This window comes from Phenylobacterium sp. LjRoot97 (genome assembly GCF_964254345.1).
GTDB lineage: Bacteria > Pseudomonadota > Alphaproteobacteria > Caulobacterales > Caulobacteraceae > Phenylobacterium.
This window is the reverse complement of sequence record NZ_CAXUTH020000001.1, coordinates 3,179,972-3,199,584: the sequence shown is the minus strand read 5'-3', so window position 1 is coordinate 3,199,584 and position 19,613 is coordinate 3,179,972. Positions and strand designations below refer to the sequence as shown.

The window sequence follows — 19,613 nt, the reverse complement described above, 5'->3', positions numbered from 1 at the left end:
GTCACTTTCCGTCGATCGAGAAGGCCATCAGCACGTTGCCGTCGGCCCCGGTCAGGTCGCGTCCGGCGCTGGCGCCCGAGCGGCCCGCATAGCCTGAGTGCACGTAGACCATGCCCCCGGCGATGGTCGGCCCGGCGCCGTCCATGACGCCGCCATAGGCTTGGCGGCCGCCCAGCACGGCGATGGGTTGGGAGCCGGTGTCGTAGGACCAGACCACCTTGCCGTTCTTGGCGTCATACGCGCGGAAAATCCCGTCATAGGCGCCGGCGAACACCAGGCCCGGCATGGCGCTCACCGCCTGAGAGACGGCGCCGTGACACCACCGACCCGTCCAGCGGCACTCCGGCTTGGCGGGCGAGGGCGCGCTCCACAGCAGTTCGCCGTCGGAGATGCGAAGGGCGTAGACGCCGGGCTTGCCCTCGGGCCCGGCCAGCACGTCGGAGACCCCGACGTAGAGCCGCTGGCCGTCGCTGGCCATGCCGAACTCGATGCCGCCGAGCGCGCTGCCCGGACCGATGCGGCGCTTCCAGACGATCTTGCCTTCAGCGGCGGGATCCAGGGCGTAGACGTGGCCGGACTTCTGGCCGACCAGCAGCATCTGCTTGCCGCCGGGCAGGTCCTGGAGGATCGGCGAGTTGCCGATCGAGAAGTCGGGGCCGAGGTTCTTCGGGCAGTTGGCGGCCGGCTCCCTGCGGCCGGGGCCTACCCAGCAACCGTTGATGTAGTTGTCGTTGGCCAGCAGCTGGTGCTTCCAGCGGACCTCGCCGGAGACCATGTCCAGCGCCATCACCGCGTCCGCGCCGTCGTGGGGCACATCCGTGTAGGAGTTGGACGTGCCGACGTAGACCAGCCCACGCTTGGCGTCGATCGTCGGCGCCGACCAGATGGCCCCGCCCGACGGACCCCACATGGGTCGGCCCAGCCGGTTGGTGGCGAACACCTGGGGCTCGACGGCGGTGGTGTGGGTCTTCCAGAGCACCTTGCCGCTGGCGACGTCCAGGGCGACCAGCGAGCCGCGGAACTTGCAGCACTCCCAGCCGTCGTACTCGGCGAAGGCCTCGACGCCCGAGGAGATCGGCACGAACAGCTTGCCGTCGTGGACGGTGGGCGCGCCGGTCATCTGCAGGCCGGCGGAGTCGTCGATCTTGGTCTTCCAGAGCTGCTTGCCGGTTTCGGCGTCGAGCGCGACCGCGGCCTTGGTCCAGTCCGAGAAGAACAGGGCGTGGCGCGCCGGGGAGCCGGCGGGCAGCGGAATGACGGTGACGCTGGAACGGGTGGCGGCCTCGGCCTCGTGGCGCCAGCGCACGCAGCCGGTCTTGGCGTCGAGCGCGTAGACGGCGCCGGACATGCTGGTGGTGAACAGCCAGTCGCCGACGATGGTCGCCTGGCCGTTCTTGGCGCCGGGATAGTTGAAGGCCCACTTGAGCTTCAGGCGCGAGACGTCGGCGGCCTTCAGGCCGGGCTTCTCCTGGTAGCGGGCGTTGCGGCCGGTCGGGCTCCAGCCGTTCCAGCCAGCGGCCTTCAGCTTGATCGGCGGGGCGGGCGTCTCGCACTTGGGCGCGTCGAGCGGCATGCTCGCGGCCGACGGTCCCCAGATGCTGTTGGGATCGATGTCGCCGGCGACCGGCGGCAGCTTGGTCCCGGTGATGTAGGCGGCGATGGCGGCCTTCTCGGCGCCGGACAGGCCCTCGGCCATCGGGGCCATGGCGCCGTTGGTCAGCGAGGAGATGATGAAGGAGGGCGGGTTCTTGGCGAGCACGTCGCGGGCCGGGGTGCGGTCGACGGCGTTGTCGTGGCAGGCGGCGCAGCGCTCCTGGTAGAGCGCTTCCCCGTCGGGCGGCGGGGCGATGTTGTCGGAGGCCTGGGCGGCGAGCGACGCGCCGAGGGCCAGGGCGAGCGCGGTCAGGGTCGCCGGAGCGATCGCCGCGCGGGCGCGCGACGGCAGACGCTGGATCATACGGAACTCATCAGCTTGAACGGCGAAGCGCCCGGACCTGTCGGCCCGGGCGCTCGCAGGGCGATCAGAAGCGGTAGCGGAGTTGCAGGTTGTAGAAGCGGCCGCCGCCCAGGTTGTGGGTGGTGGCGTAGTTCACGTTCGCGCCGCCGACGATGATCGAGGTGTCGTAGATCTCGTCGGTCAGGTTGGTGACGCCCAGGACGATGTCGTACTGGTTGGTCGCGGCGCGCCAGGTCAGGTTGGTGTTGACCAGGGTGTAGCCCTTCACCTCGAACAGCGGGTTGTCGAAGACGCTCTGGTTGTACGAGCTCTGGTAGGCGACCGAGCCGCCCCAGATCAGCGAGCCGGGCTCGAACTCCCAGGTGTAGGTCCCCGAGACGCTGGCCTTGTGGGTCGGCGAGCGCGGCATGGTGTTGCCGGACAGGTCCTGCGGCGTGTTCAGCGGCAGCGACGTGTTGGTGTTGTCGATGGCGCAGCAGAACTTCTTGATCTCGCCGTGCAGGTAGCTGTAGCCGCCCTGCAGCCAGAGCGACGGCAGCGGGCGCCAGTCGCCCTCGAGCTCGAGCCCATAGAGCTCGGACTTGTCGATGTTGGTGTACTGGGCGAACGAGCCGCCGGTCAGCGCGTTGAAGGCGGTGATCGGCGCCTGGAAGTCACGGTAATCATAGTAGAAAATCGCGCCCGACAGCCGCAGGTCCGGCGTCACGTCGTGCTTCACGCCCAGCTCGTAGCTGTAGAGCTTTTCCGGGTCGGTGGTGTTGTTGGCGGTGGCGTCGCCGAGGGTGAAGCCGCCGGCCTTGTAGCCCTGCGCGAAGTTCGCATAGACGAGCAGGTCGTCGCTCGGCTCGTACTCGGCGCCGAGGCGGATGGTGTAGCCGTCCTGCTTCAGCTTCAGCAGCTTGCCCGCGTATTCGGGGGCGGCCCAGATGTCGCCGGCGACGGTCTGAGGCGTGGACTCGAAGGCCGCGCCGAAGACCGGGTTCCAGAAGACGTAGCGGAACTGGGTGGTCGCGCGCTTGGAGTCGACCGTGTAGCGCAGGCCGCCGGTCAGCCGCCAGCTGTCGTCCAGGTGCCAGGTCGCCTGGCCGAAGGCCGCCGCCGATTGCTGCCGCAGGATGTTGTGCTGCTGGTAGTAGGCGCGATCGGGGTTGGCCAGGGCGGCCGGGTAGGGCGCGGCGCCGAAGATCGGCGTCGCCAGCTGCGGGACGTCCGGCATCGCCTCCCAGTAGCGCTCGTTGTAGTCGCTCTTGAGGAAATAGGCGCCGACCGTCCATTCGAGCTTCTCGTGGTCGTTGCCGACCAGGCGCAGCTCGTGGGTGAAGTACTGGTTCCGGTTCAGATAGTTGGCGGTCATGTTGGTGCTGACCACCGTGCCTTCGGCGAGGCCGGTGCCGGTGACCTGGCCGGGCTGCGAGCCGGCGACGTACGACCCGCGCGAGGTGTTGTCGAAGTCGCTGTAGCCCTTGGCTTTGTACTGGGCGATGCCGCCGACGTAGTAGAGCGTGGCGGGGCCGAGGTTCCAGTCGGCGTTGAGGATGTGGACCTGGTTGCCGGTCAGCTTGTCGACGCCGCGCTGGTCGATGTTGATGCGGCGCGGCTCGTTCGACGGCGAGGCGATTTCGTACTGGTACGTCGGGTTTGGCGCCAGAGCTCCCATAAACCCGACGGTGTTGTAGCGGCCCGGCGCGGTCTCGGCCGGGGTGTTGTTGTAGCTGAAGGTCGTCGAGCGCAGCAGGAAGTGCAGGTCCTCGGTGACGTCGCCCTCGAGCTGGAACTCGGCGTAGAAGTTGTCGACGTCGTAGCCGGCCTTGTAGGGGGCGATGTTCTTCGAGGCGGAGTCGCCCTGGTTGATCGCCTGCACCCCGATCCGGGCGCGGTACTTGTCGTTGATCGGGCCGGCGACGGTCACGCCGACCGTGCTCCAGTTGTAGCGGCCGTAGCCGACCAGGGCCTCGCCCATGAAGGTCTCGGTCGGGCGACGGCTCAGCAGGTTGGCGGCGCCGCCGATGGCGTCGCGGCCCCAGGCGGTGCCCTGCGGCCCGCGCAGGAACTGCACGTTGCCGCCGAACAGGGTGCTCTCGCCGACGGTGTTGAAGTCGACGTTGTAGAAGCCGTTCACATAGTAGGCGATGGCGTTCTCGGACCCGAGCGCGGTGGTCAGGTTCTGGCGGCCGATGCCGCGCATGTTGACGCCGGTGTCGGAGATGTAGACGCCTGGGGTCAGGTTCACCATGTCGCGCACAGAGTTGGCGCCGATCAGGTTGCGCTCTTCGGCGCCGAAGGTGGTGACGGAGACCGGCGCGCTCTCGATCTCGGCCTCATGGCGCTGGGCGGTGACGACCAGCTCTTCGATCACGTAGGCGCCCTCGCGCGCCTCCGACTGCGCGCTCGCCGCGTGCGGAATGAACGCCACGCCCATAGCGGTGGTGGCGAGCAAAAGCCGTTGCAGGTTCATGTTTCCCCCCGTCGCGGACCGCGCGCGGCGGTCCCGTTGTCAATAGTGGTTAGGCGACTCGATGAACGCCGGTCGCCTTGAAAGTATGCATACTACAGACTCAAAAAAACGAGCATGACAATCCATCAAAGGAAAAATGATCCTACTTGCTGATGAGTTTGTGTGTTCGTGATGCGTCCGCGCCGCACCCGCGGGCGCGGCGCGGGGCTGGTTCACTCGTAGTTGGTGCGGCCGCCGGCGGTCATGCCGCCGTCCACGACCAGGTCGTGGCAGTTGATGTAGGCGCCCTCGTCGCTGGCCAGGAACAGCGCAGCCGTGGCGATGTCGTGCGGCAGGCCGGCGCGGCGCAGCGGCGTGGCCTTGGAGAGGTTGCGGGTCAGCTTGGCGAGCTTGGCGTCGCCGGCGCCGGCCTCCATCTGCGAGGCGACGGCCGAGCCGCCGAAGAAGATCGGCGTGGCGATCGCGCCCGGGGCGATGGAATTGACGCTGATCCCGTACTGGCCAAGTTCCATGCCCGCCAGCTTGGTGGCCTGGACGACCGCGGCCTTGGCCATCGAATAGAGATAACCTCCCATGTGGGTGCGGGCCGCGGCGACGCTGGAGTTGTTGATGATCGCGCCGCGCCCTTGCGCGCGCATGATCGGAGCGGCGTGCTTGATGCCGAACACGACGCTGCCGACCAGCAGGTCCATCGCATAGCTGAAATGTTCGGGCGTGACGGTCTCGACGTCGCCGTCGGTCGGGCCGCCGGCGTTGTTGAACAGGCAGTCGAGCCGCCCGTAGGTGTCGACCGCGGCCTGGATCGCGCGGGCGATGTCGGCCTCGCGGCGGACGTCGGCCTGGACGAAGGTCGCGCCGAGGCGGGCGGCCATCTCCGCGCCCTTGTCGGCGTTGCGAGCGGCGATGACGACCTTGGCGCCCTCGGCGACGAACAGCTCGACGCTGGCCTCGCCGATGCCGCTGGTGCCGCCGGTGATCACCGCGACCTTGCCTTGAAGTCTTCCTGTCATGCCTGTTCTCCGTGGGGTGTGATCAGCGGCTTTTGTCGCGGCGCTTTGTCCAATCCAAGCATTTTTGACGAATTGCCACTTTTCAGTCGGCATCTATCGTGGCTATCAATCGACAAATTTGAACACGCAGTAGGATTTGCATGTCAGTCGCTGAGATTCTCGATCGTGACTTCGGCACGCTGGCCGACGTGATCCGCGCGCAGGCGGCGGAACTGGGCGGCAAGGCGGCGCTGGTCGACGCCAAGCGGACGATCTCCTACGCTGAGCTGGACGAGCTGATGGACCGCATCGCCGTGGCGCTGCAGCGCGACGGGGTCGGCAAGGCCGAGGTGGCGGCGATCTGCGCGACGACGAGCGCCGAGTACGGGGCGAGCTTCTTCGGGATCCTGCGGGCCGGGGCGATCGTGGCCCCGCTGGCGCCGTCCTCGACGCCCGAGAGCCTGGTGATGATGCTCAACGACTCGGGGGCGAAGGTGTTCTTCCTGGACGCTGGCGTCGCCAAGCAGCTGGAAGGCGTGGCGGGTCAGATCACCGCCAAACGCGTGGCGCTGGACGGCTCGGACGCTGGCGTGGCGTTCGAAGACTGGCTGGCCCCGAAGGGCTCCAAGCCCGCGCCGGTCGAGGTCGATCCCGACCAGGGCTTCAACATCATCTACTCGTCGGGCACCACCGGCGCGCCGAAGGGCATCGTCCAGCCGCACCGCATGCGCTGGGGCCAGATCCGCCGCGGGGTCTATCCGGCCCAGTCGGTGACGATGATCTCGACGCCGCTCTATTCGAACACCACCCTGGTCTCGTACCTGCCGACGATCTCCAACGGCGGCACGGCGGTGCTGATGCCGAAGTTCGACGCCGAGCAGTTCCTGAAGCTGTCGCAGCAGCACCGCGCCACCCACGCCATGCTGGTGCCGGTGCAGTACCGCCGGCTGATGGAGCGGCCCGACTTCGACAGCTACGACCTATCGTCCTACGTGATGAAGTTCTCGACCTCCGCGCCGTTCTCGCCGGAGATCAAGGCCGACGTGCTCAAGCGCTGGCCGGGCGGGCTGATCGAATACTACGGCATGACCGAGGGCGGCGGCTCCTGCGGCCTGCTGGCCCACGAGCATCCCGACAAGCTGCACACGGTCGGCCGGCCGCTGCCGGGCCACGACATCCGCCTGATCGGCGAGGACGGGGTCGAGGTCCCGCAAGGCGAGATCGGCGAGGTCGTCGGCCGCTCGGGCGCGATGATGGTCGGCTACCACAACCAGCCGGGCAAGACGTCGGAGGCCGAGTGGTACAGCCCCGAGGGCCTGCGCTACATCCGCACCGGCGACGTCGGCCGCTTCGACGAGGACGGCTTCCTGACGCTCATGGACCGCAAGAAGGACATGATCATCTCGGGCGGCTTCAACATCTATCCGAGCGACCTCGAGGCCGAGATCGTCCAGCACGAGGCGGTGCTGGAAGCGGCCGTGGTCGGCGTGCTCTCCGACAAGTGGGGCGAGACGCCGGTGGCGTTCGTGGCGCTGAAGCCCGGCCAGAGCGTCGAGGCCGAGACCCTGCGCGAATGGGTCAACGCCAAGCTCGGCAAGACCCAGCGGCTGGCCGACCTGATCCTGGTCGAGGGCCTGCCGCGCAGCCATATCGGCAAGGTGCTCAAGCGCGAACTGCGCGACGACTACACCGCATCTTCCGCCGGAGTGGCGGCCGGTTCGGCGAAATGAAGATGCGTCACTCAAGAGACTCGGCCGTCCAAGGGCGGCCGGGGGGAAAGGCGCTTGGTTGAGCCGGCGTCCGACTGCATCTAATACGGAGCACGGCCGCACCGAGACCCCGACCCGAATGACCCGACGCACGAGTGAGCGTTTCGAGCGCCGCAAGAAAGACATCGTGGCCTCCGCGGTGCAGGCGCTGAACCGCAAGGGCGTGCGGGGGATGACGCTGGCCGACGTGGCCGCCCAACTCGGCATCGTCCCGACCGGGGTCATCTACTACTTCAAGAATAAGGAAGAACTGGCCGAGGCCTGCTTCCAGCTGGCGGTCGCGCGCTACGAGGGGTTCGTCGAGCAGGCGGTGGGCGCAGAGACCGCGCGCGAGCGGATCGCAGCGTTCAATCGCGCCTACTTCGACTTCCGCCACGCCGTGGCGTTGGGCGAGGCCGAGCATGTCGCGGTGTTCAACGACGTCCGCGCGCTCAATCGCGAAGCCGTCAACGTCGCCTATGTCGACATGTTCCGACACATTCGCTCGCTGTTTGACGGCGTGGGCGCGGAGCGACTGACCCGGCTGGAGCGCAATGCGCGCACGCACCTGCTGCTGTCCGAAGCCTTCTGGGAAGTCGTCTGGCTGAGCAAGCTGGAGCCCGAGGACTATGAGCGGGCCGCGGACCGGACGCAGTCGCTGCTGCTGGACGGGCTGATGGCCGGCGGCGCGCAATGGAATCCGCTGCCGCTGCCGGACCTGATCTCGGACGACGAGGCGGACGCCGGCGAGCTGTTCCTGCGCGCGGCGACCCAGCTGATCAACGAGGAGGGCTATCTGGGCGCCTCGGTCGACAAGATCTCGGCGCGGCTGAACCTGACCAAGGGCGCGTTCTACTACCATCACGAGACCAAGGACGAGCTGGTGGTGGCCTGCTTCGAGCGCACCTTCCAGATCATGCGCCGGGCGATCCGCCAGGCCGAGCGCGTCTCGGCCAACGGGCTGCAGGCGCTGATGACGGCCGCGGCGGCCCTGGTCGAGTGTCAGCTATCGGGCACCTCGCCGCTGCTGCGCACCTCTGCGCTGACCACCGCGCCGGTGTCGATCCAGCCGCAGCTTCACGCCAAGTTCGACGGCGTGTCGGATCGCTTCGCCGCCCTGCTGTCGGACGGGATCGCCGACGGTTCGGTGCGTCCGGTGGACGTGAACATCACCGCCCAGATGCTGACGGCGATGATCAACGCCGCCGCCGAGCTGCACTTCTGGACGCCGGGCCTGCAGCGCGGCCAGGAGGTCGATCTCTATGTACGCCCGTTCTTCGAGGGGCTGCTGACCCCCGGCGCGGCCTGACAAAGAAAAGGGGCCGCACGCGGCGACCCCTTTCAAGGTGCGGACGGCCGGTGCGGCGATCAGGATGCGACCCGCCGCCGACCGTCCGGGGAGGCCCTTAGAAGATCTCGAAGAGGCCGGCCGCGCCCCACCGAAATCGCCGAAAGCGATTTCGGCGACTCTTTGATGATGGGCGCGGCTCTCCGTCCTCTTAGAAGATCTCGAAGAGGCCGGCCGCGCCCCACCGAAATCGCCGAAAGCGATTTCGGCGACTCTTTGATGATGGGCGCGGCTCTCCGTCCTCTTAGAAGATCTCGAAGAGGCCGGCCGCGCCCATGCCGCCGCCGACGCACATGGTGACGACGCCGTACTTGGCGCCGCGGCGCTTGCCTTCGATCAGCACGTGGCCGGTCGAGCGGGCGCCGGTCATCCCGTAGGGGTGGCCGATGGAGATCGCGCCGCCCGAGACGTTCAGGCGATCGTTCGGAATGCCCAGCGTGTCGCGGCAGTAGAGGACCTGGCTGGCGAAGGCTTCGTTCAGCTCCCAGATGCCGATGTCGTCGACGGTCAGGCCGGCCTGCTTCAGCAGCTTCGGCACCGCGAACACCGGGCCGATGCCCATCTCCTCGGGCGCGCAGCCGGCGACGGCCATGCCGCGGTAGGCGCCCAGGGCCTTCAGACCGCGGCGTTCGGCTTCCTTGGCTTCCATCAGCACCACGGCGGCGGCGCCGTCCGACAGCTGGCTGGCGTTGCCGGCGGTGACGTACTTGCCTTCCTTGACGAAGGGGCCGCCCTTGAAGACGGGCTGCAGCTTTTGCAGGTCCTCGAGCGTGGTCTGCGGGCGGTTGCCCTCGTCGGCCGAGAGGGTGATCTCGCGCTTGGACTGCTCGCCGGTGGCCTTGTCGACAACGATCATGGTGGTGGTGATGGCCGCGATCTCGGCGTCCATGCGGCCTTCGGCCTGGGCCTGGGCGGTGCGCTGCTGCGACTGCAGGCCGTACTCGTCCTGGGCCTGGCGGCTGACGCCATAGCGTTCGGCGACCAGTTCGGCGGTCTCCAGCATCGGCACGTAGAGGCCGGGGGCCGAGCGGACCAGTTCCGGGTCGCCCGAGCGGTAGTTGTTCATGTGCTGGTTCTGGACCAGCGAGATCGACTCGACGCCGCCGCCGACCGTCACGGTCATGCCATCGACGATGATCTGCTTGGCCGCCGTGGCGATGGCCATCAGGCCCGAGGAGCACTGGCGGTCGATGGTCTGGCCGGCGACCGACTGCGGCAGGCCGGCGCGCAGGGCGGCCTGGCGGGCGGTGTTGAAGCCGGTCGAGCCCTGGGGCAGGGCGCAGCCCATCACGACATCGTCGATCTCGGCCGGATCAACGCCGGCGCGCTGCACGGCGTGAGCGATGGCGTGGCCGCCGAGCGCCTGGGCCTGGGTGTCGTTGAAGGCGCCGCGGAAGGCCCGGCCGATCGGCGTGCGGGCGGTGGAGACGATGACGGCTTCGCGCAAGATGTGCTTCTCCGTGGGGCGAAGGCCGCCCGTGGTTGAGATGATAGTATTTACTCCGGCTTGCCGGATCGCTTTGGAATTAGCCGCGAAATTTAACGACGGCAATTTATTTGAGTGAGCAGTTTGCAAATCGCGGAGGCTTGGATAACGTGCCGGGCAATCGAGGAGGGGGTCGCGTGGCGTACGAGGTCGAGCGCAAATCCGTGATCGTGTGGAGCGAGGGTTCGCGGCTCGCAGCCGAGGTCCTGCGGCCGCGCGGCGTGGCCGGTCCGCTGCCCGCGATCTTGTTGGCGCACGGCTGGGGCGGGCTGAAGGAGCACCTGATCGAGCTCTATGCCGAGCGCTTCGCGGCGGCCGGCTTCGTCGTCCTGGCCTTCGACTACCGCGGCTGGGGCGGGTCGGACGGGCGGATCATCGCCGCGGCCGACGCGCCGATGATGAGGGAGCGCGGCCCGCAGACGCTGAGCGTCCAGGTGCTGCGCGAGGTGGTGGATCCGGTCGACCAGATCGCCGACGTCCGCAACGCCTTCGCCTGGCTGATCGCCGAGGACGGCGTCGATCCGGCGCGGGTCGGCCTCTGGGGATCAAGCTATGGCGGCGGCCACGTGGTCAGCGTGGCCGGCATGGAGGCGCGGGTGAAGGCGGTCGTCGCCCAGATCGGCGGCTACGGCCATCCGCGCGAGGACTGGTATCGCGACCTGGCCTATCGGCGAATGTCGGACAAGGCGCGCGGGGTTCTGGATCCGCCGGTGCCGCAGGGCGTCGACGGCTCGCCGGGACTGGCCGGGACGCCGGACGTCGCGCGCCAGTTCGGGCATGCGCCGCTGGACCATGCGCGGCGGGTGACGGCCCCGACCTTGTTCATCGACGCCGAGTTCGAAGAGTACAACGACCCGTCGCTGCAGGGCGGAGCGGCGTTCGAGATCCTGCGCGCCAACGGGGTGACCGCCGAGCGCGCGACGTTCCCGTGCACGCATTACCGCGTCTACGACGACCACCTGGCCGAGGCCCGCGCCATGGCCCTCGACTGGTTTCAGCGACATCTCTGAGGGATCTGGATCGTGCAGGATCTGAATGGAAAGGTCGCCGTCATCACCGGCGGCGCCAGCGGCATCGGTCTGGCCATGGCCCATGCGTTCGGCGGTCGGGGCATGAAGCTGGTGATCGCCGACATCCAGCAGGACGCGTTGGACCGCGCGGTCGGCGAACTGAGCGCGGCTGGCCATGAGGCGGTGGGCGTGCGCGTCGACGTGACGGACTACGCCTCGGTCGAGGCGCTGCGCGAGGCGGCGCTGGCGGCGTTCGGCAAGGTGCACGTGCTGGTCAACAACGCCGGGGTGTCGATCACCGGGCCGATCTGGCGGCTGGCCCTGGACGACTGGCGTTGGGTGCACGACGTCAACGTCTGGGGCGTGATCCACGGGATCAAGGCGTTCGTCCCGCTGCTGATCGAGCAGGGCGAGCCGGCGCACGTGATCAACACCGCCTCGCTGGCCTCGTTCAACGGCGGCGGCGAGCACTCGCCCTACTGCTCGTCGAAGGCGGCGGCCCTGTCGATCAGCCAGTCCTTGCATTCGGAACTGGCGGCCTGGAACACCCAGGTCGGCGTCTCGGTGGTCTGTCCCGGGATGGTGGACACCCAGATCCACAAGTCGAACCGCAACCGTCCGTCAGGCGACCAGCCCTGGAGCGACCGCGAGTGGAACGACCCGGCCCATGTGAAGGGCTCCGAGGTCTTCCAGGGCCGCGGCGTGCAACCTGGCGACATCGCGCAGGCGACGCTGGAGGCCCTGACCGAGGGCCGCTTCTACGTCTTCAACGGCGACAACTGGCGCGACTACGTGCGCGGCCAGACCGACGTCGCCTTGGCCGGCGGCAATCCGCCGGTCGTCACCTGGGGCCCGGACCTGCGTCCCAAGCCCTCCGCCCAGTGATCTATCGCGTGAGACCAAAGTCATGACTGCAACCGCGGCCCTGGAAGCCGAAACCTATCTCGCCAAAGCCGAGCAGGACTGCTGGGTGATCCCCGACATTCCGGCCGACACGCCGACGCGGCCGGTGGCCAAGGTGGGGATCATCGGCGCCGGCACCATGGGCGGCGGCATCGCCATGAACTTCGCCAATGTCGGCATGGCGGTGACCATCGTCGAGACCAAGGCCGAGGCGCTGGACCGCGGGTTGGCGGTCGTGCGCCGCAACTACGAGAACTCGGCCAAGCGCGGCCGCTTCTCGATGGAGGAGGCCGAGGCCCGCATCGGGCGGCTGACCGGCGCGCTGACGCTGGAGGCCCTGGCCGACTGCGATCTGGTGATCGAGGCGGTCTACGAGGACATGGGGCTGAAGAAGCAGATCTTCGCCGACCTCGACCGGATCACCAAGCCGGGCGCGATCCTGGCCAGCAACACGTCGTACCTCGACGTCGACGAGATCGCCTCGGCGACCAGCCGACCGCAGGACGTGGTCGGGATGCACTTCTTCTCGCCGGCCAACGTCATGCTGCTGTGCGAGGTCGTGCGCGGCGAGAAGACCGCCAAGGACGTGGTCGCCACGGCCATGGAAGTCGCCCGCAAGATCGGCAAGATCGGCGCGGTGGTGGGCGTCGGCCCCGGCTTCGTCGGCAACCGCATGCTGTTCCCGCGCCAGGACCAGGCCAACCTGCTGATCCTGGAAGGCGCGATGCCCTGGGACGTCGACCGCGTGCTGCGCGAGTTCGGTTTCCGCATGGGCCCGTTCGCGATGAGCGATCTGTCGGGCCTGGACATCGGCTGGAACGCCGCCAAGTCGAAGGGCGAGACCCTGCGCGACGTGCTCTGCGAAATGGACCGCCGCGGCCAGAAGACCGGCGCCGGCTATTACGACTATGACGCCGAGCGCAATCCGCTGCCGTCGCCGACGGTCGAGAAGATCATCGCCGAGTTCGCGGCCCGCAAGGGGCTGCCCCAGCGCAAGATCGACGACGCCGAGATCCTGGCGCGGCTGGTCTATCCGATGATCAACGAGGGCGCGCGCATCCTGGAGGAAGGCAAGGCGATCCGCGCCTCGGACATCGACGTGGTCTGGGTGCACGGCTTCCGCTGGCCGACCGACAAGGGCGGTCCGATGTTCTACGCCGACCAGGTGGGCCTGCCGGCCGTGGTCGAGGCGCTCAAGCGCTTCGAGGCCCAGGTCGGCCCGGCGATGAAGCCGGCGCCGCTGCTCGAGCGGCTGGCCGCGCAGGGCAAGGGCTTCGGCGACCTCTAGCGACTGACAACGAGAACAGGGCGCGCCGCAGGCCTCTGCGGCGCGCCGATCGACCCGGCGCGCCGGGCGGGGAGGGGATCATGGACGGGCCAGCGGCGCGAAAGAGCGTCCTCGACAAGATCGGCTATGGGGCCGGCTCCATCGCCTTCGGGGTGAAGGACAACGGCTTCGGCACGCTGCTGATCCTGTTCTACAATCAGGCCCTGGGCCTGCCGGCCAGCACGGTCGGGCTGGCGGTGATGATCTCGCTGGTCGTCGATGCGGTCATGGACCCGCTGATCGGCCACGTGTCGGACAACTGGCGTTCGCGCTGGGGGCGGCGCCACCCGTTCATGTACGCCTCGATCATCCCGACGGCGCTGGGCTTCTATCTGCTGTGGAACCCGCCGGCGGCGCTGACCCATGGGCAGCTGTTCCTCTACCTGGTCTGCCTGTCGATCGCGGTGCGGTTCTCGATCTCGCTGTTCGAGATCCCGAGCCACTCGCTGGTGGTCGAACTGGCCGAGGACTACGACGAGCGCACCAGTCTGCTGAGCTACCGGCAGTTCTTCGGCTGGATCGCCGGCCTGCTGCTGTCGATCGCCTCGTTCAGCGTCTTCCTGCGTCCGACCGAGGCCTATCCGGTCGGCACGCTCAATCCGCAGGGCTATGCGACCTACGGCCTGGTCGGGGCGCTGATCATGATCGTCGCCATGCTCGGCTCGTCGCTGGCGACCCACAAGCACATCAAGACCTTCACGCCGACGCCGGCTTCGCGCGGGCTCAACCTCTTCCAGACCCTGCGCGAGATCTTCAACGCCGTCTCGCACCGGCCGTACCTGATCATGGTCGGCGCCACGGTGTTCGGAGCCATGGCCGGCGGCGTGGCCAGCTCGATGCTGGTCTATTTCCGCCTGTTCTTCTGGGGTCTGACCAACGACCAGATCTCGATCATCATCGCCGGCAACTTCGCCTCGGTGGCGGTCGGCGTGTTCCTGGCCGGGCGATTGTCGAAGTGGATCGGCAAGAAGTGGGGCGCGGCGGCGATGCTGGTCCTGTCGATGACCGTCAATCCGTCGCTCTACATGCTGCGGGTGGTCGACGTGCTGCCGGCCAACGGCTCGACGTCGCTGCTGACCATCCTGATCCTGGCCAGCTTCCTGAACACCGTCTTCACGATCGTCGGTTCGATCCTGTCCGCGGCGATGATGGCCGACGTGGTCGAGGACGCCCAGGCGCGGACGGGGCGGAAGACCCCGGGGCTCTACTTCGCGGCGAACAGCTTCGCCCTGCAGTGCGTGTCGGGGGCGGGGGTGATCATCGCCACGACGATCATCGACCTGGCGGGCTTCCCGATCGGCGCGAAGCCCGGCCAGGTGCCGCAGGAGACGCTGAACCGGCTGGCGATCTACGAGGTGCCGATCCTGGTCGGGCTCTACATCTGCGCACTGGTCTGCGTGCTGCTCTATCCGATCACCCGCCAACGGCACGCCGAGAACCTGCAAGCCATCGCCAGGAGCGCGACATGAAGACGATGCTGGCGCTCGCCGCGGCCGGATTGCTGGCGGCAGCTCCCGCGGCGGCCCAGGCGCCGAGCGGCGAGACCCTGTTCAAGCAGCGTTGCGGGACCTGTCATACGATCGACGCCGGCGGGCCCGCGAAGCTGGGGCCGCCGCTGCGCGGGGTGGTCGGCCGCGGCGCCGGCGCGGCGGCGGGCTACGCCTATTCGCCGGCGCTCAAGCGCTCGGGGCTGACCTGGGACAGGGCAAACCTCGACGGCTATCTCGCCCGGCCGGCTGGAAAGGTCCCGGGGACCAAGATGCTGATCGGCCTGCCGAGCGCCGAGCAACGCGCGGCCGTGATCGGCTATCTGGCGACGCAGAAGTAGCGTCAGTCGGTCTGGCCGCCGCCGAGCGCGATGTAGAGCGAGACCTGGTTGCGCAGATTGGCGCCGCGCAGCTGCAGCAGCGACTGCTGGGCCGAGAACAGGTTGCGCTCGGCGTCGAGCACTTCGAGGTAGATGGCGATGCCGTTGGCGTAGCGCAGGCGGGCGGTCTCGGCGAGCCGCTCCTGGGCCTCGACGGCGCGCTCCTGGGCGACGATCTGGTCGGCGATGAAGCGGCGGCCGGCCAGAGCGTCGGCGACGTCCTGGAAGGCGCCCTGCACGGTGCGCTGATAACTGGCGACGGCGATGTCGCGCTGGGCGCGGGCGGCGTCGAGCTGGCCACGGCGGGCGCCCCAGTCGAGCAGCGGCAGCACGATCCCGGCGCCGTAGCTCCAGGCCTGGCGGTCCGTGCCGACCAGGTCGTTCAGTTCGCGCGAGGCGTAGCCGGTGGCGCCGGTCAGCGAAATGCGCGGGAAGTAGGCGGCGCGCGCCGCGCCGATGTCGGCGTTGGCGGCCTTGAGCTGGGCCTCGGCCTGCATGATGTCCGGCCGGTTGACCAGCAGGTCCGACGGCAGGCCGACGTCGAGCCGCTCGAACATCTTCTGCTGGGCCAGCGGCACGGGGCGCGGCAGCGCGGCAGTGTCGACCGGGCCGCCGACCAGCACGGTGAGCAGGTTGACCGCGACCGCCTCGGTGCGCCGCAGCTCGGCCAGCTGGGTCTGGGCGTCGGTCAGCAGCGACACCGACTGGTCGTAGTCGGCCGATGAGGTGACCCCGGCCTCGAGCCGCAGGCGGGCGATCTCCAGCCCCTCGCGGCGGGAGGCGAGGGTGCGCTCGGCCAGGGCGATGCGCTCTTCGTTCTCGCGCAAGGTCATGTAGGCGATGGCCACCTGGCGGATCAGCGCCAGGCGGAAGGCGCGCTGGCCCTCGACGCTGGCCAGATAGCTGTAGCGAGCGGCGTCGGAGAGGTTGCGGACCCGGCCCCAGAAGTCGAGCTCGAAGGCCGAGATGCCGAGGTCGAGGTCGTAGGACTCGGCGGTGATCGGTTGGCCGGTCACCGAGACGTCGCCAGGTTGGCGGGCGCGGGCTCCGGAGGCCTCGAGATTGACGTTCGGAAGCTGGGCGGAGCGGGCGATGTGGTACTGGGCGCGGGCCTGTTCGACCTGGGCGACGGAGACGGCGAGGTCGCGATTGTTCGCCAGGGCCGTGGCGATGACGATCTCCAGCCGTGGGTCGTCGAAGAAGTCGCGCCACCCGACCTGGGTCGCCTTGATGGCTCCGGCCGGAGGCGCGTCATAGGTCGGGAAAGTCGCAGCGACCGGCGGGATCGGCTGCTCGTAGCGGGGAGCGAAGGAGCAGCCGCCGAGGGCGAGGACGAGCAGCAGCGGCCAGCTACGCATGGGGCGGCTCCTGCGGGGCCTGATCGGCGTGCAGGCGTCCGCGGGTCAGCCAGCGGCGAGCCGAGAGGTAGAAGACCGGGGTCAGGAACACGCCGAGCAGGGTGACCGCGACCATGCCGCCGATGACCCCGGTGCCGACCGCCTGACGGCTGGCCGCGCCGGCGCCCGTGGCCGTGAACAGCGGCACCATCCCGAGGATGAAGGCCAGCGAGGTCATGACGATGGGGCGAAGCCTCAGCCGCGCCGCCTGCAGGATCGCTTCACGGGTGCTCAGGCCCGCCTCTTCCTGCTCGATGGCGAATTCAACGATGAGGATGGCGTTCTTCGCCGACAGGCCGATGATCGTGATCAGCCCGACGTTGAAATAGATGTCCGCCGACAGGCCGCGCAGCAGGGTGAGCAGCACCGCGCCCATCACCCCGATCGGCACGCCCAGCAGCACCGCCAGCGGGATCGGCCAGCTCTCGTAGAGCGCCGCCAGCACCAGGAAGACGATCAGCATCGACAGCGCCAGCAGTGCGGCGACCTGGGACCCGGCCTGCCTTTCCTCGAAGGCGATGCCCGTCCATTCGTAGCCAAAGCCGGTCGGAAGGACGCGGTCGGCGATCTTCTCCATCTCGTCCAGCGCCGCGCCGCTGGACTGGCCGGGGGCGGCGGCGCCCGAGATGGTGAGCGAGGGATAGCCGTTGTAGCGCTGCTGCTGGGGCGGGCCGGAGGTCCACTTGGTGCGGCTGAAAGCGGAGAACGGCACCATCTGGCCGCCGGCGTTGCGGACCTGGAGGTTGAGCAGGTTCTCGGGCGTCATCCGCTGCTCGGCCGAGGACTGGATCAACACCCGCGCGATGGACCCGCTGTAAGTGAAGTCGTTGGCGTAGGACGAGGCGAGCGCGATGGAGAGGGTGTTGTTGATGTCGCCGATCGCCACGCCCAGGGCGCGGGCCTGGACCCGGTCGATGTCGAGATAGAGCTGCGGCGCGTCGGGTTGGCCCTCTGGGCGCACGCCGACCAGCAGGGGGCTGCGGGAGGCCTCGGCCAGGACCTGGTCGCGGGCGGCGGTCAGGGCGGCGGCGTCGGCGCCGCCGCGGTTCTGGATCTTCATGCTGAAGCCGCTGGAGGTGCCGAGCGCGGGGATCGGCGGCGGGTTCAGGGCGAAGATGTTGGCGCTTTTAACGCCGGCCAGAGCCGCCATGGCGCGGCCGCTGAGGGCCTCGACGCCGTGGGCGGCGCCGGGCCGTTCTTCCCACGGCTGCAGGGCGATGAAGCCCATGGCCGCGTTCTGACCCTGGCCGAAGAAGTTGAAGCCATGGATCATCACGATGCTGCGCACCTCGGGCTGCTTCTTGAAGAAGGCGCTGGCCTGGTCGATGGCGGTCTGGGTGCGCTGGGCGGTGGCCCCAGGCGGGGCGTCGATGGTGACCAGCATGACGCCCTGGTCCTCCGAAGGCAGGAAGCCGCCGGGCAGGCGCATGTAGAGCAGGCCGGTCAGCAGGACCGCGAGCACGAACACCGCCAACCAGCGCAGCGGCGCGCTCAGCATTCGCGCCACTCCGTTCTCATAGCGGTGGGTCACGTTGGTGAAGCCGCGATTGAAGCCGCCCAGCAGGCGGTCGATCATGGCGAAGTAGGGGAGCTTCGGCGCGTCGTGGGGTCGATGCGGCTTGATCAGGGTCGCGCAGAGGGCGGGCGTCAGGGTCAGGGCCAGCAGGGCCGAGAAGCCGATCGAGACCGCCAGGGTGACCGAGAACTGCCGATAGATGCCGCCGGAGGTGCCGGGAAAGAACGCCATCGGCAGGAATACGGTCATCAGCACCAGGGTGATGCCGATAATGGCCGAGGTGATCTGGCCCATCGCCTTCACCGTCGCCTCGCGCGGGGGCAGGCCCTCTTCGGCCATGATCCGCTCGACGTTCTCGACCACCACGATGGCGTCGTCGACCAGGATGCCGATCGCCACCACCATGCCGAACAGCGACAGGATGTTGATCGAGTAGTTGAAGACCAGCAGGCCGAAACAGGCCCCGGCCAGGGCCACGGGCACGACGATCGTCGGGATCAGGGTCGCGCGCCAGTTCTGCAGGAACAGGAACATGACGACGAAGACGAGGACCATCGCCTCGACCAGGGTCTTCACCACCTCCTCGACTGAGGCGCGGATGAAGGGCGTGGTGTCGTAGGGCGTCGACCACGCGATGTCCTCGGGGAAGGTGCGTGACAGCTCGTCGAGCCGCGCGCGGACCCCGTCGGCGGTGGCCAGGGCGTTGGCCCCGGTGGCCAGCTGGATGCCGATGCCGGCCATGGTGGCGCCGTTCAGGGTCGATCCGGTCAGGTAGTTGTCGGCCCCGAGTTCGACGCGGGCGACGTCGCCGAGGTGGATGGTCGAGCCGTCCGGATTGGCGCGCAGGATGATCTGGCGGAACTGCTCGGGGTTGGTGAAGCGGTTCTGGGTGACGACGGTGGCGTTGAGCTGGGTCTTGCCGGCGATCGGTTGGTCGCCGAGGCTGCCGCCGGCGGTCTGGCTGTTCTGTTCCTGAACCGCGGCCAGCACCTCGGACGCCGAAAGGCTGTAGCCGGCGAGCTTCTGCGGATCGAGCCAGATGCGCATGGCGTACTGGGTGCCGAACAGCCGCACGTCGCCGACGCCGGGCACGCGGCGCAGCTCGTCGACCACACTGTTCGACGCGAAGTTGCCCAGGCCCAGGCTGTCGGTGCGGCCGCTCTTCGAAGTCAGGGCGACCAGCATGAGGAAGCCGGAATTGGCGGCGTTGACCTGGACGCCCTGGCGGCGGACCTCTTCGGGCAGTCGCGGCTCGACCCGGCTGAGGCGGTTCTGGACCTCCATCTGGGCGATGTTGATGTCCGTCCCGGACTTGAAGGTGACGGTCAGCGAGGCGGTGCCGTTCGAACGGCTGGTGGCCTCCATGTAGAGAAAGCCCGGGACGCCGTTCATCTCCTTCTCGATCACCGAGGTGACGTTCTGGTCGAGGGTGGCGGCGTCGGCGCCGGGATAGGTGACCGACAGGGTCAGCGAGGGCGGGGCGACGGTCGGGTACTGCTCGATCGGCAGCGAGCGTAGGGCGATCAGCCCGGCCAGCAGAATCCCCAGGGCGATGACCCAGGCGAAGACCGGGCGATGGGCGAAGAAACTGCTGTTCATGGCCCGCCCTC

Annotated in this window: 13 protein-coding genes; 7 read left to right on the top strand and 6 right to left on the bottom strand. The window is 68.6% G+C overall.

Features of this window, described 5'->3' with window-relative positions; genetic code table 11:
* Window position 1 precedes the first annotated feature (1 nt).
* The 3 genes from ACSQ2H_RS15775 to ACSQ2H_RS15765 all read right to left on the bottom strand — a co-directional run bounded on the left by ACSQ2H_RS15775 (window position 2) and on the right by ACSQ2H_RS15765 (window position 5,422).
* Entirely contained in the window at window positions 2-1,957 is a 1,956-nt protein-coding gene (locus ACSQ2H_RS15775) for an outer membrane protein assembly factor BamB family protein (protein ID WP_436062334.1), read from the bottom strand.
* Window positions 1,958-2,021: 64 nt separating this feature from the next.
* Complete coding sequence (locus ACSQ2H_RS15770) at window positions 2,022-4,412, bottom strand: TonB-dependent receptor (RefSeq protein WP_436062333.1); 2,391 nt, start codon at window positions 4,410-4,412, stop codon at window positions 2,022-2,024.
* Between the two features lie 212 nt (window positions 4,413-4,624).
* Window positions 4,625-5,422 carry an SDR family NAD(P)-dependent oxidoreductase gene (locus ACSQ2H_RS15765; protein ID WP_436062332.1) on the bottom strand — a complete coding sequence of 266 codons (798 nt, stop codon included), beginning with the start codon at window positions 5,420-5,422 and terminating at the stop codon, window positions 4,625-4,627.
* 140 nt (window positions 5,423-5,562) lie between these two features.
* On the opposite strand from ACSQ2H_RS15765, the gene ACSQ2H_RS15760 reads away from it, so the two are divergent.
* Together ACSQ2H_RS15760 and ACSQ2H_RS15755 are read left to right on the top strand one after the other, a co-directional pair.
* Entirely contained in the window at window positions 5,563-7,131 is a 1,569-nt protein-coding gene (locus ACSQ2H_RS15760) for a class I adenylate-forming enzyme family protein (protein ID WP_436062331.1), read from the top strand.
* A gap of 118 nt (window positions 7,132-7,249) precedes the next feature.
* Complete coding sequence (locus ACSQ2H_RS15755; RefSeq protein WP_436062330.1) at window positions 7,250-8,458, top strand: TetR family transcriptional regulator; 1,209 nt, start codon at window positions 7,250-7,252, stop codon at window positions 8,456-8,458.
* A gap of 283 nt (window positions 8,459-8,741) precedes the next feature.
* Here the strand turns inward: ACSQ2H_RS15755 and ACSQ2H_RS15750 are convergent, their stop codons facing one another.
* Window positions 8,742-9,944, bottom strand: a complete 1,203-nt coding sequence (locus tag ACSQ2H_RS15750; protein ID WP_436062329.1) for an acetyl-CoA C-acyltransferase — start codon at window positions 9,942-9,944, stop codon at window positions 8,742-8,744.
* Between the two features lie 176 nt (window positions 9,945-10,120).
* On the opposite strand from ACSQ2H_RS15750, the gene ACSQ2H_RS15745 reads away from it, so the two are divergent.
* The 5 genes from ACSQ2H_RS15745 (at window position 10,121) to ACSQ2H_RS15725 (ending at window position 15,051) form a co-directional block, all read left to right on the top strand.
* On the top strand, window positions 10,121-10,993 hold the full coding sequence (locus ACSQ2H_RS15745; RefSeq protein ID WP_436062328.1) for an alpha/beta hydrolase: 873 nt from the start codon (window positions 10,121-10,123) through the stop codon (window positions 10,991-10,993).
* 12 nt (window positions 10,994-11,005) lie between these two features.
* The gene (locus ACSQ2H_RS15740) at window positions 11,006-11,878 is read left to right on the top strand and encodes an SDR family NAD(P)-dependent oxidoreductase (RefSeq protein ID WP_436062327.1); all 873 of its coding nucleotides are present in this window, start codon (window positions 11,006-11,008) and stop codon (window positions 11,876-11,878) included.
* Between the two features lie 22 nt (window positions 11,879-11,900).
* Window positions 11,901-13,184 carry a 3-hydroxyacyl-CoA dehydrogenase NAD-binding domain-containing protein gene (locus ACSQ2H_RS15735; protein ID WP_436062326.1) on the top strand — a complete coding sequence of 428 codons (1,284 nt, stop codon included), beginning with the start codon at window positions 11,901-11,903 and terminating at the stop codon, window positions 13,182-13,184.
* 80 nt (window positions 13,185-13,264) lie between these two features.
* Window positions 13,265-14,692, top strand: a complete 1,428-nt coding sequence (locus ACSQ2H_RS15730; RefSeq protein ID WP_436062325.1) for an MFS transporter — start codon at window positions 13,265-13,267, stop codon at window positions 14,690-14,692.
* Window positions 14,689-15,051 (top strand): c-type cytochrome, encoded by a 363-nt coding sequence (locus ACSQ2H_RS15725; RefSeq protein ID WP_436062324.1) that lies wholly within the window; start codon window positions 14,689-14,691, stop codon window positions 15,049-15,051. The genes ACSQ2H_RS15730 and ACSQ2H_RS15725 overlap by 4 nt, the downstream gene beginning before the upstream one ends.
* Window positions 15,052-15,053: 2 nt before the next feature.
* On the opposite strand, the gene ACSQ2H_RS15720 is transcribed toward ACSQ2H_RS15725, so the two are convergent.
* Window positions 15,054-16,448: an efflux transporter outer membrane subunit gene (locus ACSQ2H_RS15720; RefSeq protein ID WP_436062323.1), complete on the bottom strand. Its 1,395-nt coding sequence runs from the start codon at window positions 16,446-16,448 to the stop codon at window positions 15,054-15,056.
* Window positions 16,441-19,602, bottom strand: a complete 3,162-nt coding sequence (locus ACSQ2H_RS15715) for a multidrug efflux RND transporter permease subunit (RefSeq protein ID WP_436062322.1) — start codon at window positions 19,600-19,602, stop codon at window positions 16,441-16,443. Before ACSQ2H_RS15715 ends, ACSQ2H_RS15720 begins: the two co-directional genes overlap by 8 nt.
* Window positions 19,603-19,613: the final 11 nt, after the last annotated feature.